14 protein-coding genes and 1 pseudogene are annotated in these 15963 nt (G+C 67.9%); 8 read left to right on the top strand and 7 right to left on the bottom strand.

What is annotated here, in order from left to right; translation table 11 throughout:
* Positions 1-235 precede the first annotated feature (235 nt).
* The 5 genes and pseudogenes from I0C86_RS25235 to I0C86_RS25215 form a co-directional block, all read right to left on the bottom strand.
* Positions 236-736 (bottom strand): annotated as a pseudogene (locus tag I0C86_RS25235) (IS6 family transposase); the annotation flags it as partial.
* 521 nt (positions 737-1257) lie between these two features.
* The gene (locus tag I0C86_RS25230; RefSeq protein WP_196203762.1) at positions 1258-1902 is read right to left on the bottom strand and encodes an NADPH-dependent F420 reductase; all 645 of its coding nucleotides are present in this window, start codon (positions 1900-1902) and stop codon (positions 1258-1260) included.
* A 48-nt stretch (positions 1903-1950) separates the two neighbouring features.
* The gene (locus I0C86_RS25225; RefSeq protein WP_196203761.1) at positions 1951-2295 is read right to left on the bottom strand and encodes a winged helix-turn-helix transcriptional regulator; all 345 of its coding nucleotides are present in this window, start codon (positions 2293-2295) and stop codon (positions 1951-1953) included.
* 482 nt (positions 2296-2777) lie between these two features.
* Complete coding sequence (locus I0C86_RS25220; protein WP_196203760.1) at positions 2778-3200, bottom strand: hypothetical protein; 423 nt, start codon at positions 3198-3200, stop codon at positions 2778-2780.
* Positions 3201-3514: 314 nt separating this feature from the next.
* On the bottom strand, positions 3515-3913 hold the full coding sequence (locus tag I0C86_RS25215; RefSeq protein WP_196203759.1) for a hypothetical protein: 399 nt from the start codon (positions 3911-3913) through the stop codon (positions 3515-3517).
* A gap of 68 nt (positions 3914-3981) precedes the next feature.
* Here I0C86_RS25215 and I0C86_RS25210 point away from each other — a divergent pair, with 68 nt between their 5' ends.
* The 4 genes from I0C86_RS25210 (at position 3982) to I0C86_RS25200 (ending at position 6398) form a co-directional block, all read left to right on the top strand.
* A complete protein-coding gene (locus tag I0C86_RS25210) occupies positions 3982-4242 on the top strand; it encodes a hypothetical protein (protein ID WP_196203758.1) in 261 nt (86 codons plus the stop codon).
* Positions 4243-4358: 116 nt separating this feature from the next.
* Entirely contained in the window at positions 4359-4481 is a 123-nt protein-coding gene (locus I0C86_RS44570) for a hypothetical protein (RefSeq protein WP_255527816.1), read from the top strand.
* Positions 4478-5548 carry an integrase core domain-containing protein gene (locus I0C86_RS25205; RefSeq protein ID WP_323373838.1) on the top strand — a complete coding sequence of 357 codons (1071 nt, stop codon included), beginning with the start codon at positions 4478-4480 and terminating at the stop codon, positions 5546-5548. The genes I0C86_RS44570 and I0C86_RS25205 overlap by 4 nt, the downstream gene beginning before the upstream one ends.
* Positions 5549-5720: 172 nt before the next feature.
* On the top strand, positions 5721-6398 hold the full coding sequence (locus I0C86_RS25200; protein WP_196203757.1) for a histidine phosphatase family protein: 678 nt from the start codon (positions 5721-5723) through the stop codon (positions 6396-6398).
* Positions 6399-6406: 8 nt separating this feature from the next.
* Here I0C86_RS25200 and I0C86_RS25195 read toward each other — a convergent pair whose 3' ends face one another.
* Positions 6407-7204, bottom strand: coding sequence for an FkbM family methyltransferase (locus I0C86_RS25195; protein WP_196203756.1), 798 nt, complete (start codon positions 7202-7204; stop codon positions 6407-6409).
* Between the two features lie 74 nt (positions 7205-7278).
* On the bottom strand, positions 7279-8151 hold the full coding sequence (locus I0C86_RS25190; protein WP_196203755.1) for a phosphotransferase: 873 nt from the start codon (positions 8149-8151) through the stop codon (positions 7279-7281).
* Positions 8152-8421: 270 nt separating this feature from the next.
* Here I0C86_RS25190 and I0C86_RS45155 point away from each other — a divergent pair, with 270 nt between their 5' ends.
* From I0C86_RS45155 to I0C86_RS25170, 4 genes are all read left to right on the top strand, one after another.
* Positions 8422-9606, top strand: a complete 1185-nt coding sequence (locus tag I0C86_RS45155) for a cytochrome P450 (RefSeq protein ID WP_196203754.1) — start codon at positions 8422-8424, stop codon at positions 9604-9606.
* A 129-nt stretch (positions 9607-9735) separates the two neighbouring features.
* Positions 9736-12852 (top strand): AfsR/SARP family transcriptional regulator, encoded by a 3117-nt coding sequence (locus I0C86_RS25180; RefSeq protein WP_196203753.1) that lies wholly within the window; start codon positions 9736-9738, stop codon positions 12850-12852.
* Between the two features lie 104 nt (positions 12853-12956).
* Positions 12957-15017: an aspartate aminotransferase family protein gene (locus I0C86_RS45150; RefSeq protein WP_323373837.1), complete on the top strand. Its 2061-nt coding sequence runs from the start codon at positions 12957-12959 to the stop codon at positions 15015-15017.
* Positions 15014-15622, top strand: a complete 609-nt coding sequence (locus tag I0C86_RS25170; protein WP_196203752.1) for a class I SAM-dependent methyltransferase — start codon at positions 15014-15016, stop codon at positions 15620-15622. Before I0C86_RS45150 ends, I0C86_RS25170 begins: the two co-directional genes overlap by 4 nt.
* The last annotated feature ends 341 nt before the right edge of the window (positions 15623-15963 follow it).

The following is a 15963-nucleotide window of genomic DNA, read 5'->3' as shown; positions in this document are numbered from 1 at the left end:
ACTATGGAGTGATCATGCCCTTATCGACGGCCAGGATGTAGTTTTCCCGAACACGTTGAGCTCGTGGACTCCGACCTTGACGGTCTCGGTCGTACCCAGGCCCGCATCTGCTGGACCTGCCGCCCAGTCTCCACCAACAGTTGCGCCCGGCGTGCGCCGAGATGCTGTAGCCGGCCCCACGGGCGCCGTTGCGTTGCGGCATCGGAAACGCGTCAGGCTCGTGCCGGAGGGGCGGTCAGATCGCCTGGGCGAGTTCGGCGAACGCTGCTGCGACCCGCAGAGCGGGTGGGGTGTCGATGGCGAGTTCGTAGTGGCCACGGCGGAGGTTCTGCATGAAGGCGTGTCCGGCGATGATCACCTGTGTTGTCTGGTCCGTTCGTAGCCCGCGCATCGGTCTCAACCGGTGTTTCAACTGGCTGTGATCAGCTTCGACCGGATTGTTCGCGTACCGCTCGACGTGGTGCCACGCGGACGGAATCAGCTCGTCGAGCACGGCAGGGTAGACCGAGGCGGCGTCGGTGACGATTTCGTTGGGTGTCACCTTCAACGTCGACAGCGCCCGCTGAAAGAACCGCCGGGCGGCGCCAGCGTCACGGCGAGCCGATACCAGCACGTCGATGACCTGCCCGTACTGGTCTACCGCCCGATACACGTACCGCCAGACGCCGTTCACCCTCACGTACGTCTCGTCGACGAACCACCTGTCACCCGGTGAGCGCCGCGAGAACCGGGCCGCGGCAAGCGCGGCCCACGTCGGCGAAGCAGCCCCGACGGCGCCTTCACCGGACCGGGCCTGAGGCAGGCCTTCCCGTACGACATCATCCATCGCTCGGCCTGGCCGCCGTAGATGATCATGTGCTCCCAATTTGCTCCCACCGTAAGGAGCAACTATGAAATGGTTCGTTACCGAAGATCCGGTAACGAACCATTTGACCTGCTTATATAACTGGTGGGCGATACTGGGTTTGAACCAGTGACCTCTTCCGTGCCAACGAACGGTCCGCAACGCTCTGACCAGCAGTGACGCGAGGGCCGCAGGTCGGGCAGGGGATGATACGTGCAGGTCAAGGCTGTTGGACGCCGTTCAGCGCCATTGGGAGCACGGCCCTGCTCCCAGTCTGCTCCCCCAGCGCATCCCCGCGAAGGCCGGCTCGAGGCGCACTGACATGCCGATGACAGTGCGTTCGTGGAGACGCATCTCGACGGGCTGGCCGACAGCTCTTCGGCTGTCGGCCAGCGATGTCCCGGCGGATTCAGCTACGCGTCGATACTGACGGCGGCGCGGTCAACGAGGTTGAAGACGGTGTACGGATCACGTCCGCCGAACAGCAACGAAATCACGACCGCAGCCATCGCCTCAAGGTGGTGAGCATGCCGGAGGCCGCCGATCGGCACCGGTTCACCGCCGAGGTCGGCGATGAGATGTCGCGTCATGTCCAGCGCGGCGGAGTGGTCACCACAGTAGGGCACCACCAGACGACGGTTGTCGAACATCGGCGGATCCATCTGCCACACGCGCGCCTCACAGAGGTTGAACGCCTTGACGACGTGTCCGCCGGTCGCCAGCTCGATGTCCTGTGCCATCGACCGACCGGGTTCGGTGACCAGAGTGAAGTGCTCGATCTCGACCGGGTTGTTGCAGTCGACGATCGGTTTGCCGCGCAGCGCTTCGCCAATCTCGGCCAGGGTGGCCGGCATGCCTTGGTAAAGGACTGCGATCAGAGCGACATCGCCGAACTCGGCCACTTCCCTGAAGCCTCCGGCGCGGCAGCCCCACTTCCGGGCCAATGCCTCGGCCTTGCCCGCCGTCCGACCCGCGACCATCAACTCGTGGCCGGCGGCGGCCCACCGAGCGCCGAGCGCGTCGGCCATCACCCCGGCACCAAGAACACCAATTCTCATGACGGCAACGCTAGGCGGACGTAGGGCACCATCCGGTTCCCTGCCTGGTCAGAAGCTGTCGTCGTCAACAAGCTCGTCGGCGTGCTCCTCAGCCCACCGGGCGAGCACCGACACCGGCCCGAGCAGGCTCTGCCCGAGCTGGGTCAGTCGGTACTCCACGCCCGCAGGCGCGGTAGCCAAGACTCGTCGCTCCACAAGGTTGTTGTGCTCCAGCTTGCGCAGTGTCTGGGTGAGCATCTTCTTGCTGATCCCGCCGATTCGGTCGTGGAGATCGCTGTAGCGTTGCGGACCGCGTCCCAGGCCGAACACCACGACGACCGACCAGGTGTCAGCCACCAGATCCAGCGTCGTGCGGGCGGGGCAGTCAGCGAGAAACACGTCGTAGTCACTCATGCAACGCCGACCTCCGCTTCTCGCGAGGCGCTACAGCGGTCAACAGATCGTGGTCCACGTCAACCAGGATCCACCATGCTGGCAGGCACCGAGTACCCGGGCGCATGTCTACGGTGAAACCAAGCCGCTCGGCGACCCGCTGGCCGACGGCGTGGGCGCACGGCGGGAGTTGCGGCATGCGCCGGGCAGGGGCCACTCGCCGCTCACCCACCTTGGTACTCGCTCGCACCTCCAACGCAGGTTCCTGCCCGCCAGTCGAGACACTCGCTCATGCCGCATTCCGAGCGCCTACACAGCATGACCAGCCTCGGGTAGCGCCACCGTCAACATCTCCTACCTTGCGGCGGTCTGGCGCGGTTTCGTGCAGCCCGTCTGTTGCCTGCGACGGCGTCCTGCCGTTCAGATGCGCTCGTCAGTGCTCCTGGCGTGTAGCCGGTGCTGCAGCGCCGCTTCGATGACCTCGGGTAGGCCGAACCATCCTGCTACCGTGAGTAGTCGGTGTCGCGGTTGTGGCGATACGAGCCTGCCACGGGCCGTCCGTAACGGACCTCGACCTCACCGATGATGTCATCGGGCGGCACCCGTCCGCTCGGATCGCCTATCCGTGTATCGAGCAGGTAGACGTGGCCGTTGCCCTGCACCGCCGCTTGGCGCCGAACGCCGTCGCACCGGCCGATGTTCTCGAAGATGACCCTCGACAGCAGGCGAAGGAACGCGCCGTTCTCCCGAACATCGGCCACCGCCAGCCTGTGCGAGTCGGCGCCCTCACGGACGATTGCCATCACCGCCTCCGGATTCAATCCATGCCGGACCACCCAGTCCGCCTCCAACAACGACAGGACCTCGCGCTCACCGCCACCGAAGTCCAGCCGGTAGCGGAACACCTGACGACCAAAGCCGGCCACGCCCACAACCTACTTCCGGAACACGAACCAACCCTGCGGACACGAGACGCGCCCTGGCTATCTCTGGCCGCTGCCGACCACGCGACGCCACCGCCAGCCGGAGCCGTCACATTCCGTGGCCGGCCTTCATGTCGATCGACGTCCGGATCTGCCGCCCGATCGTGCGCCTCGCGTACCGGCGCCTCATCACTTCCCGTACGCCGCTTGACGTGTCGGGCTCGGGCTCATGCCGATGAGCATGCGTGTGACTGGTCGCGGGTTGGCCCGACGCGGTGGAGAGTACAAGGTCGGCCTTGATCGAGGCGATCATGCCTTCAGAATCGCCGCCCGTCCTCGAACCACCTATCTGCTTGGGCTTCAGGAACATGGAGGCGTTTGGCCAGGTCGCAGAAGACGTCCCACGCGTGCTCGCGGTTCAGCGTGTCGATCAGGCCGTACTTGTCGTTGATCGCGTTGAGATCAGCCACGAATCCGCGTAGCACGCGTTCCGCGGCGTCCAGCCGATCAGATGCCTCGGGAGCGATGGCTCCGACGGCGTGCCAGGCACGGGTATATGCCACGCAGGCGGCCTGCCCGAATGCCTTGGAGTCCTCCACCCAGTCGCGGAACGGATTGTCCAGGTGGGCCGCGAGCCAGGCCTGCGACGGGGTCGGGTCGAGGCTGACCACGGCCAGGTAGAGGACCTTGAGGGCGGCCTGTTTGGTAGGAACCATGCGGTTGCGACAAGTCCGAGATTTCCGGGCACTGCTGTGCTGTTGAGAAGTGATGGCATATTGGTTTGATGTTGCCGCGCCCGCCTCGGATCTTCGAGGCTGATGATGTTCTCTCCGGTCGGGTGTCGCTCGACAGCTACCCGTTTTCGCTGATCTACCTGGTTATCGCGCTGTCGTCGTTCTACGCCGACACGAACATCCATCCCAGCGATCTGGCCAGGGTGGATGTGCTGCTGTCCGCCGCAGAGCTCTTGGAGAGTCGTGGTTGGGAGATCGTCGGCGTGGACGCGGGCGGAAAACTCCTCTGTCTGCGCCGTCGGGTGGGGTGACCACGGGGTCTGGCACCCCGGCGGCGACCACCGGCTACGGATGATCGTCGGGCGCTGCCATCGGGACGGCGGTGTGGATGCCGACAATCTCATCCGTCCTGGCCACAGCCATCTTCATGATCGATGTGAAAGCCGCCGGTGGAGACGCGGAACCTCTCGGCTGGATCGCGATGTTCCGTCTGCGTCGAGCACCGCGCGACGATGAGGTGTACTGCTTCGACTGGCGTACCTCGGCGTGACCAATGCGCTCGCCCTACTACGGCTGCTGCCGACGAGTGACCGCGACAAGGACACAGAGATCCTCGCACTGCGGCACCAGATCATGGTCCTGCAACGACAACTGCACAGTGACCGGGTCCGGTTCACCCCAGCCGACCGGGCGTGGCTGGCAGTCCTACTACACCCGCTACCGCGCGGCGTACTGAACCACCTGCGGCTACTGGTAAGCCCGGACACGGTCCTGCGCTGGCACCGGGATCTGACCGCTCGCCGGCACGCCCGGCGTTCCCGGCCCGACCAGGCCGGACGGCCACGAACCGCCCGGTCGGTCCGCCGGCTGGTCCTGCGCCTGGCCCGGGAGAACAGCACCTGGGGATACCGCAGGACCCACGGCGAACTGCTCGTGCTGGGCGTCAAGGCCGCCGCGTCCACCGTCTGGGAAATCCTCCACCAGGCGGGTGTCGATCCGGCACCCGAGCGCACCACCAGCACGTGGGCCACGTTCCTGCGCACCCAGGCACAGGCCGTCATCGCCGCCGACTTCTTCGAGACGACCACGCTGACCGGGGCCCGCCTCTACATCCTCGCGGTCATCGACCATGCCACCCGCCGGGTCCGGATCCTCGGTGCGACTGCGCACCCGACCGCGGCGTGGGTGGCCCAGATCGCCCGCAACCTGGTCATGGACCTCGAAGACGCGGGCTGCCCGGTGAAGTACCTGATCCGCGACAGGGACGGCAAGTATCCGGCCGCGTTCGACACGATTCTCGCCGACACCGGCATCACCGTGGTACGCACCGGCGTCCGGATACCCCGGATGAACGCGATCATGGAACGCTGGGTACGGACCCGCCGCCGCGAACTCCTCGACCGGACACTGATCCTTAACCAGCGGCACCTACCGCATGCGCTGCGCGAGTACGAGATCTTCTACAACGAGCACCGCCCGCATCAGGGAATCGCCAACGTCCGACCACTCACACCGCTACCCGAACCAATCACCGACCCGCACAGGCTCGACCGCCTGAACATCCGTCGTCGTGACCGCCTCGGCGGCATCCTGCACGAGTACGAACATGCGGCCTGACCTGCCCGGATGACATTTTCGGCAGGTACAGCGTTGGGCCACGATTCGCGCCCCCGTTCCGTTCATGCACCACCGGGCAACCGGAAGGCTGGCGTACGCAAAGCGAGGCGAAGGCGTGACGATAGCGCCATCGCGTTCCCTTGATGCGACGGCGACAGCTAGGGATGAGGATATGAGCCTTCACGACGGGCGAGGTGCTGCCACGGTTGGCGGCCGTACTGCCGGATCCCCGGGCGCGATACCGTCGCTGGCTCCCGAGGGCGTCCGGCAGACCGCCGAATCCGTTCCGGCACCGCCGGTGGCCCGGCGGGCGCCGCCGGCATGGCAGCCGGGATCCGGAGCGCTGCTGATGCGGCACGGCGAGACGGCGTGGCCGACGACGCCGGCCGGTTCCCGAGCCGATGCCACCGACCTGGCACCACTGACCTCCCACGGTATCGACGAGGTGGAGCGGCAGGCCAGGGCCATATCCGGACTCGGCATCCGGCGGGTGGTCAGCTCGCCACTGACCCGGGCCATGCAGTCCGCCCATCTGGTGGCGGTCGAACTGGGACTCACGCTCGAGGTCGAGATCGATCTGCGCGAGTGGTGTGTCGATGTCAGCGGACGATCTCATCCGATGGAGGTCGTCGACCGCGCGTTGTATGCGATGTGGACCGGTGTCCGACCGGACGAGCACGACGGACCTAACTTCGAGGACGTCGTCGACCTGCGCACCCGGGTCGACGCGGCGCTGCGCCGACAGGTCGGTCGAGGACCGGTCCTCGTGGTCAGCCACTCGGTGGCGATCTGGAGCGTCACCGGTCTACGCATCCTGACCGCCGACACCGTCCCCTGGTCGATCCCGTAGCGCGCCCGTCAGTCCGACAGCCGGCGGGAATAGATCAGCAGGAAGTACCTGTAGTTCCGGTCCAGGCGCAGCGGCGGCACACACGACCGGTTCGTGGCGTTGAAGTGGCTGACGATGTACGTGTGCCCGTTCTGATCCAGCCGCGCGAGAATTTCGTGCAGGCTCTGTGGCAGTTCGGCGAACCCGTGGTACTCGATCAGCACCTGGTCGACCGACGCGAGCCGGCTGCCCAGCTCCGCGATGACATCGGCCTCCGCGCCCTCGATGTTCAGCTTGAGCAGAGATACGGAAGGGTCGACATAGCCGCTGACCGGAATTGTGGGTACTTGGATCGACGTACTTGACCACGGCGCGGCCACGAGACTGCCGTTGTCGCTTCCGGACGCCATGAACGCGCGTTGCTCGGCGCGGCCCGCCAGCGCCGCCTGGACCGGCTGCACGTTGGTGAGCCCGTTCCGCTCGATGTTGCGGCACAGGATGGCAAAAAGCTCCGGATCGGGCTCGAACACGGTGATGTGGGCATCCGGGTAGAGCGAACGGAACCGCAAGGTGCTCAGTCCGATCCACCCTCCACCGTCAATGATGCGCTCGGGGCCGCGCAACGGGCCGACGTCGTAGATCCGCTGATCGAAGAGAAGCTCGATGGTAGACGCGCACGCCTGCGGCGAGACGTATTCGATGGTAAATCCACCGAACGTCAACGTCCCGGTGGCTGGGCACCGCGGATCACGAAGCCGGGCGACCACCTCGGACAGCTCGTCGTGGTCGATGGCCGGCTGTCCCGTGGTGACTGCCTGATCGGTCATGGCCTGTCGTCCTTCCCCCGTGGTGAACGCGTGGATGTGTGGAGCAGCGCTCTTGGGCGACCGCCTGACATCGATCAGCCCCACTTGGTGCGAGAGCTTAGCCATTCGAGGCTCACCCGCGCCTCCTCCCGCTGAAATGCCCGCAGGCCGCAGGGGGCCGGCGCATCCGACGCCGCGGCCAACAGAAAGCGGCCAGCCAGGGCGGCAAGGACGGAGTCCACCGCGGCGGCGTCGGCCCGGCGACCCCACCGACTGGCGAGGAACATCGAATCCGGTGCATCGGCTCCCTGCACCGCAGCACAGAGACAGAAGATCAACTGATCGATCCAGGGCTGCCCGCGGGCGGCCCACGCCCAGTCGACCATACGGATCCCGTCCGCGGTGAGCATGATGTTGTCGGAGCGCAGATCCGAATGCAACAGGGTGTCACCATCGACCGCCTCCGCCAGCCGGTCCTCCAGCGACACGAGATCGTTCAGCCGGCCCCGGCACCACGTCGGCAGCGTGACCGCCCCGGGGTCCACCGCGATCGACCGCCAGGACTCCCAACCGTCCGGCGCGCCGCCCCAGGGCTCGGCCGCCGCCACGGGGCATGGCGTGCCCAACCCGGACAACTCATCCACCGCGGCGCTCACCAGTCGGAGCTCCGCGTCCCGCCACGGCAGGGCGACGCAATGCCCGTCGATTTCCTCGAACGCCAGTCCCAGCCAACCGTCCGCCTCGACACAACCGAGCAGGCGGGGTGCGGGCAGGTGGGACGGTAAGGCGGCGGCCATCACGGCTTCCCTCCGATAGAGAGCGACGGCGCCGGCATCGTCCTCGATCGGGACGGCCTTCACGAAGGCCCGCCTGCCATCGGTGCAGCCGACCCGCGCCGCCACGCCGCCGGAGAAGCCACCGGACTCAGTGCTCGACATCGCCACGGTCGCGCCCAACAGGTCGGCCACGGCAGTCTGGAACCCGGCCGGCAGCGCCTGCCACGGCCGCCGGCTGGCCTCGGCGCGGAGCAGCCGACGCCCCTCTGCTGGTGGGGAAACACCGACCTCCACGAGGTCCCTCCCGTCGCCGTCGGACGGGTAGCGCCCGGATGATCAGTCGAGCTATCTTACATTGATGCAGTTCTCTAACGGGGGAATCAGGCCGGGGACACCGGCGTCGAGTAGCAGTCCGCAACCGCCGCGCCACCCCCACCGGGTCCCATCGGAGCTGGCGATCACGTGAGTGGGGTGTCGCTCTCCGCCCACCTGTTTCGCGACATCGCCGACGACCCACCGGGAACCTTCGCCCTACTACGGGCTGCAGGCCCGGTACACCACGATCCGGAGACCGGAATCTGGTTCGTGCCACGCTACGCCGAGGTGTCACGGCTGCTGCTGGACAACCGGTTGGGGCCGCGCTCGTCGGAAGCGGCGACGAGCGACCTCGACCCGGCCGAACTCGCCACCGTGACCGCCCTGGAGGAGCTGTTCCGCCGCTGGTTGGTCTTTGACGACGGTCCCACCGTGGCCACTCTGCGATCCGCCTTCACCCACAGTTTGAACGCCGCCGCGCTGCGCGAGTGGCAGGCGCAGTTGACCGGACTGGCGGCGCAGCACGCCACGGCGATCCACGAGCCCGGTGCCGAACTCGTCACGAGCTTCGTCGAACCCTATGTGACCGCAGCGGTCTCCCGGCTGCTCGGTATCGCCGCCGAGCACCAGGACCCGGTGGCCGCCTGGGGACGTGAACTGGTCGGTTACCTCGCTCTGGACCGGTACCGTGCCGACGTCGTGGCAACCGCCGACCGCGCCCTGCGCGACCTGCGGAGTTATTTCGTGACGACGTACCTCCGGGACGGTTCCGGTCCGCTGGCGCGCCGCTTCGTCGATCTGCTGAAGAGCGGGACCGCGGACCCGGAGGATCTGCTGGCGGTCTTCACCCAAATGCTCACCGGGGGCCTGGAACCGACCTGCACGGCCCTGGCCCACGGCATGACGCTGGGTACGGACGACCCCCAGTTCCTCACGGCCTTCCGGCACGACCCACCGGCGGTGGTCGACGAGGTGTTGAGACTGGCCTGCCCGTTCCACTTCGCGCCCCGGACTGCGCTGGCGGACATCAAGGTCGGCGAAGACGTCATTCCGCGGGGCGCTCGGGTCATCCTGGTGTTGGCCTCGGCGAACCGGGACACCGAAGCGTACGACGATCCGGACCTGGTGTCCCAGGTACGGCCCCGTCGTAGCCACCTCACCTTTGGCAGGGGCCTGCACTACTGCCTGGGCGCGCGGGCGGCGCGGGAGATCCTGCGCGCCGGCCTCGACAGTGTCGACGAGGCGTTCGGCAGAAACTGGCCCGGCGTGGCTGCCGTGTGGGTCCGTTCACCGAGCATGTCTCGAGTGACGTCGCTCCGAATCGCCACCTGAGCCGCCTGCCGACCACGGGGGCGGCATGCCTGGCCGCCCGTCGTTCGGCAGCGCGCTGGTCGTGCACCGCGAAGGCGGCTGGCCAGGGTGGGCCGGCCAGTGCGCAGCCACGGAAAGTCAAACGGGGAGATGAGCAAGATGCAGTTGGCCATTCTGGGGCCCCTGGAGATCCGGGGGTCGGTGGGCGGGTCGCCGGCGATCGCGGCGCGGCAACAGATCGTGCTCGCGATGTTGCTGCTGGAGGCCGAGCGGGTCGTCGCCGTCGACCGGCTCATCGACGCGGTGTGGCACGACAGGCCGCCGGCGACCGCGCGAGGACAGATCCAGATATGCATCTCGAGTCTGCGACGGATTCTCGCTGCGACGGGCGTGACCACTTCGATCGTCACCCGGCCACCCGGTTATGCCCTGTACCTGGGCAATGCCCAGTTCGACCTGCACGAATTCAACCGCTGCGAGGAACGGGCCCGCAGAGCCGTGGCGGAGCAGCGACTCGACGAGGCGGCCGCCGCCTACAACACCGCGCTGTCCCTGTGGCGCGGTTCCCCGCTCGCCGGCATCAACAGCCCGGTGATCCAGACGTCCGCCGCCCGGCTCGACGAGTGCCGCATGGCGACCCTGGAGGACAGCATCGACCTCAAGCTCGCCCTCGGTCAGTACCGCAGTCTGATCGGCGAACTGATGGGGCTGGTGGCCGAACACCCGCTGCGGGAGCGGCTACGCGGGCACCTCATGCTGTCGCTCTACCATGGCGGTCGCAAGGCGGAGGCGCTCGAGACATACCGGGCGACCCGCCGGATGTTCATTGAGGAGCTGGGCATCGAGCCCGGCGAGGAGCTGCGCCGGCTGGAGTCCGTCATCCTCTCCGGCGACCCGCCCGGCGAGGTGGTCAACGTCGTCCCGACCGCCCCGGAGATCCTCCAGACCACGGCCGGATCCGACTCCGAACGCATGAACGTCTCGAACCGTCGGGTGGACCTGCCACACCTGTTGCCCACGGACATCGCCGACTTCACCGGCCATGGGCGGCTCGTCAGCACGCTCACCGAAACGATGCGGGGCGGCCCGGGGACCGTCATCGCACTATCCGGACGGGCGGGCACCGGGAAGAGCAGCCTCGCAATCCACGTCGCCCACCGAATCTGCGACGCCTACACCGACGGCCAGCTCTACGTCAACCTGGACGGCGCGGGGATGAACCCCGTGACCCCGGCTGACCTGTTGGAGCGCTTTCTACGAGCGCTCGGCGTGGTGGGCTCGGCCATTCCGGACGGGCAGGACGAGCGCGCCGAGGTCTACCGCAACCGCATCGCCGGCCGCCGCATCCTTATCCTGCTCGACGGTGCCACCAGCGAGCAGCAGGTCATTCCACTGCTGCCGGGCAGCGCGAGTTGTGCGGTCCTGGTGACCAGCCGGCTGCGGCTGACCGGCCTCACCGGCGCACGACACTACGAGCTGGGGTCGCTCTCACAGCAGGACGCCACCGACCTGCTCGCCGCCATAGTGGGTTACCACCGGGTGGCGGCCGAACCGTCGCAGGTGCGGCGACTGGCGGCGCTATGTGAGGAGCTACCGCTCGCCATCCGGATCGCCGGAGCCAAACTAGCCGCCCGGCCGCACTGGCGAATCGAGCAGCTCAACCACCGACTGGCTCTTGAGGAGCACCGGCTCGACGAACTCCAGCACGGCGGCCTGCGGCTGCGTACCAGCATCGCGGTCACGTACGACGCGCTGACCGACCGCGCGAAGCGGCTGTTCCAGCTGCTCAGCACGCTGCGTACCGCCGATTTCCCCAGCTGGGTCGCCGCTCCGTTGCTGGACGTGCCGATCGAGGAGGCCGAGGAGTTGTTGGAGAACCTCGCCGACAGCCGGCTGCTGGAGGCGGAGCCCGTCACGTACGGCCAGACGGTGCAGACCCGGTTCCGGATGCACGACATCATCAGGACCTTCGCCCGTGAGAAACATGCCGCCGAACCGCAGGACGCCCAACTCGACGCCCTCCATCGGGTCTTCGCCGCCCGCCTCTGGCTCGCGGAGAACGCCTACCACCGCGAGTACGGGGGTTACGGAACCATGATCCAGGGGCCGGCGCCGAGATGGGCGATGCCGGCGGCGGTCACCGACAGGTTCGTGGTCAACCCACTCAGCTGGTTCGAACTGGAGCGGCAATCCATCCTCGCCGAGGTCCGCCATGCTGCCGAGGTCGGCAGCGACGACCACTGTTGGAACCTTGCCCTGCTGGCGGTGACCCTGTACGAAGCGCACGGTTACCTGGGCGACTGGCGGACGACGCACGAGACGGCACTGGCCGCAGTGCGCCGCACCGGCAACCAGCTCGGTCAGGCCGCGATGCTCTACTCGCTCGGCGCGCTGAGCATCGTCGAGTGCGACCTCGAGGAGGCTGTCGAGCACCTCGGCACCGCCGTGTCGCTGTTCCACGGTCTCGGCCACGCACACGGCGAGGCGCTGGCCATCCGCAACCTGGCCTTCGTCAACCGGGTCCGCGGCGACCTGAACACCGCGCAGGACCAGTACGAGCACTCGCTGGTCGTACTGCGAGCGGTCGGCGACCAGATCGGTGAGGCGCACGTCCTCAGCGGCATGGCCCAGATTCACCTCGACCGGGACGAGTCGGCGCAGGCGCAACACTGCCTCGGCGTCGCCCGGAGCCTGGCTGAGGAGGCCGGTCACCGCCGGGTGTTGGCACAGGTGAGCCACCGGCTGGGCGATCTGTGCCGGGAGCAGGGTGACCTCGACTCCGCGGACATCCACTACCAACGCGTGCTGAACCTGACCCGCCCGGTGGGCGACCGGATCGGTGAGGTGCACGCGCTGGTGGGCCGCAGCGCGGTGTTGGCACGGCGGGGCCGGTATGCCGAGGCGATGTCGCTGATGAGCCGTGCGTACGCTCTGATCGAGGTGACCGGGGACCGCCTCACCACCGCCCGGGTCTGCTACCTCCTCGGGACGTTGCACCAGGAGAACGCCGATCCGCCCCGGGCGGCGGACTGGTTCAAGCGAGCGCTGCGTCTCTTCCGTGAGGTCGACGTTCCCCTCTGGGTCGCTCGGACCCTCCTCGTCTACGGCGACATGCAGACGGAGCAGGGGGCGGGGGACTCGGCACGGGCGAGTTGGCAGCGCGGCATCTCGGCCCTCCACGGCTGCAACGCGCACGGCGTCCAGGAGGTTCTCGCATCGCTCAGAGCCCGTCTGGAGGCAGCCGGCAGCATTCCAGCGATGTCCTGAGCCGTACCGGACGGTCAGCACCTCCGCGCCGGTTCCGGGTGATGTCCGGCCCCGCGCTCTCTCAACCGCTTGCCAGCAGATCCGCACGTCAGGAGGGTTCACTAGTGCCGGATGCACCCGAGTCGTCATCCCGTACCGATCGGATCGACCTCACCACCACTTCCGTGGGCCGGGACACCCTGGTTCGCACCTATACAAGTTTCTTCCGTAACGTCTCCTTCACGGGCTCGTTCCACGTGTTTCTCACGGTGGACCCGGCCTACGGGGTGGACGAGGGCGAGATCGCCGCGACGTGCGAATTCGTACGGACGCTGCCGGAGCGCTATCCGCAGGTGGCGGCGAGCCGTGTCGAGCGCTTTGCCCGACCCGTCGGGTTGTCCGGCGCGTTGTCGGTGCTGCTCGCCTCGGCCACCGCGCCAATCGGCGTGCACCTGGAGGACGACTGGGAGTTTCGGGCACCACTGGACCTCGACGGTCTCGTCGCCGACCTGTACGAACAGGACAGCACCCAGATCGTCTTCGGCAACTCGCACACCGCGCGGGGTGGGACCTTCGACTCTCCCGAGGAAGCCACACCGGTGCGGGGCGCCCGCTGCGAGTTGCTGCGGTTGCAGCCGGCCAGTTGGGCGGCGTACTTCATGCCGCTCGCCCCTCACGTACACCGACGATCACGGTGGTCCGCCACGGTGGCTCGGGCGCTCGCGGGCACCGACCCGGCCCGATGTCCGGACGAACGGGTCCGCGACCAAATCGTGGCGGAGGGCTCGTACGAGCGGCACAATGTGCTGTGGACGCGGGACATCGTAGCCCACGACATCGGGCGGGAATGGATGCGCGCCCGCCGGCTCCACCGCGCGATATCGCCCGAGCAACGTACCGCCCACGCTGTGCCGGCGGTGCGACCCCAGCCCGGCGGCCCGCTGCGCCTGGCCCGGTCGCAGCAGCTCGCCGACCGCGCCATGGCCGTCACGCCGGGCATGACGCACACATATCACAAACGGCCGGAGAACTTCGCGCCCGGCGCCTATCCGACGTACCTCGAACGGGGTGACGGCGCGGTCGTCTGGGACGTGGACGGCCAGGCGTACGTCGATTTCGTCTGCGCGCTGGGGGCTGCGACGCTCGGACACAACCATCCCGCGGTCTCGAACACGCTGCGTGAACGCGCCGGCCGTGGCGTCCTGCTGTCGTTGCCGACTCCGGCGGAGGTCAGTGCGGCCGAGTCGTTCACGGCCCAGGTGCCCGGCGTCGACATGGTGCGTTTCCTGAAGACCGGAGCGGAGGCGTGCTCCGCAGCGATCCGGCTGGCCCGGTCACTGACCGGCCGTGATGCGGTGCTGCTCGTCGGTTATCACGGTTGGCACGATCAGCTGATGGGATCGGCACCGGGGATACCGCCGTCCGTCGCCGCCCTGACCCGCCGGACCCACCTGGATTCCCCCGACGCGGAGGAACAGTTCTGCGCCGACCTCGACCGGCGAGGCGACCAGCTTGCGGCCGTCATGGTGTCCACCCCCTACCACCGGCAACTGGACGCTGCGCTACTACAACGAGTTCGGCAGCTGTGCGACCGGACCGGCACGCTACTGATCCTGGACGAGGTGGTCACCGGATTCCGACTCGCTCCGGGCGGGCTCGGTCAACTGCGCGGGGTGGCCGCGGACCTTCTCTGCTTCTCCAAGGGCCTGGCCGCCGGAATGCCCCTGGCGGCGGTCGCCGGTCCGCGTCACATCATGTCGGCCTTCGCCACGCAGCGGGTGTCCAGCACGTTCGCGGGCGAGGCTCTCTCACTCGAGGTGATGAAGGCGACGCTGCAGGAGTACACGACGGACGACTACTACGGCCGGATCGCCCGCCTGGGCCGCCGGTTGCGGACCGGCTTGAACGCGGCGGCGCGGAGGCGAGGTATGCCGAACTTCGTATTCGGCTACGATCCGATGCCCTGCCTGCGGTTCTCCGCCGATCCCACCGAGCATGCCCGGACCGCCGAGGCATTCCTCGCCGGCATGGCCCGGCGGGGGGTGCTGATGCGCCGCGACGTGAACTTCGTCTGTGCCGCACACCAGGAGGAGCAGATCGACTTCGCCCTGGCCGCCGCCGATGGGGTGCTGTCCGAGATCGCCGTCGGGACCCCCGCACCGGTCGCTCCGGCGGTGCTCCGATGAGTGGTGGTTCCCCGGCCGGTGGCGTACCGACCGTCGGCCGACGGGAGTGGAACGAGGAGTACCGCCGGGGGCGCTGGCGCTACCTCGGTGAGCCCGACGAGGCGGCTCGCTACCAGGCGATCGTGGCCCGCATCCTGACCGCCGGCGCGACGGAGGTCCTGGATCTGGGCTGCGGCGAAGGGCTCCTGGCACGCCATCTGGAAACGGCAGGGTTCACCGGACGTTACGTCGGCGTCGACTGGGCGCACAGCGCCCTACCGCCGACGGGCGGACCGAACCGGCGGTTCGTCTGCGCCAACCTGGCACAACTACCCGTGCGCGGCCAGTTCGCCGTCGTGGTGCTCAGCGAGGTGCTGTACTACCTGGATGATCCGGATCGGGCTCTCGCCGAGGCGCTCGCACTGGTCGCTCCGGCTGGCGAACTGGTGGTCTCGCTGTACCGACCAGCGGCCGAGCGGCACCCCGGGTGGCATTCACTGATCTCGGACCTCGCGACGCGGTTGGCCGGGCTCGCCGGTGATCAGGGCGCCCTGATCGGTTCTGCGGGGCACCGGCGTTGGAGCATGCACGTGGTGACCCGGCTGCCGAACCCCGGCCTGGACTGACGGCAGGCGAGGGCACCGCTCAGCAGCGCGTCGTCCGCCCATAACGGCGTCGGCGCCGGCCTTATCGCAGCAGTATCGGATCCCTTAACCGGCCGGTTGAGGATGCCCCGGGACGGGCACGTAGGCACCGTCCCGGGGCATCTCTGCAGGACTGCCCGTTTTCCCACCTGCCGAAACGCGGCTGCTGACGGTCGTGCCCGGTGAGCATTGCCACCGTGATCACCCTTTCGCAAGCCAATTGCGCGGCGAAGGAAACGGTGTGGCGCCGCCTAAGCCGCAGGACAAGGAAACGAAAGCGCCCCCTGGTTCTCTTCTCTCAGAGCGCGGCGGTCGCCGACGAC

The organism is Plantactinospora alkalitolerans, assembly GCF_015690345.1.
Classification (GTDB): domain Bacteria; phylum Actinomycetota; class Actinomycetes; order Mycobacteriales; family Micromonosporaceae; genus Plantactinospora; species Plantactinospora alkalitolerans.
Note: the sequence above shows the minus strand (reverse complement) of the source record. Positions and strands in the feature narration are given on the sequence as shown.